This is a genomic window from Anoxybacillus sp. LAT27, assembly GCF_022030075.1.
GTDB lineage: Bacteria > Bacillota > Bacilli > Bacillales > Anoxybacillaceae > Anoxybacillus > Anoxybacillus kestanbolensis.
The window spans coordinates 1-225 of the sequence record NZ_JAIWYK010000388.1; the positions used below are offsets into that span (position 1 = coordinate 1).

General features: G+C 62.2%; 1 protein-coding gene. It reads right to left on the reverse strand.

What is annotated here, in order from left to right; all coding sequences use genetic code 11:
- Positions 1–225 (reverse strand): thiamine pyrophosphate-dependent enzyme (locus tag LD028_RS09895; protein ID WP_237811716.1); only part of this gene is annotated, 225 nt, incomplete at both ends.

A 225-nucleotide genomic window follows, 5' to 3' on the forward strand; every position in this document is an offset into this window, starting at 1 on the left:
TTCGTCCGCCATGTTTCAACCTCTTCCGGCCGCCGGTATTTCGTCGGATCGTCCGCCGTCGTGTGCGGCCCAAGCCGATAGGTGAGCGCCTCGATCAACATGGGACCCTCGCCGCGGCGGGCGGCTTCGACCGCCTGTTTCATCACGTCATACACCGCCAGCACATCGTTGCCGTCAACGAGCACCCCTTTCATTCCGTAAGCGAGCGCTTTTTGCGCGATCGTC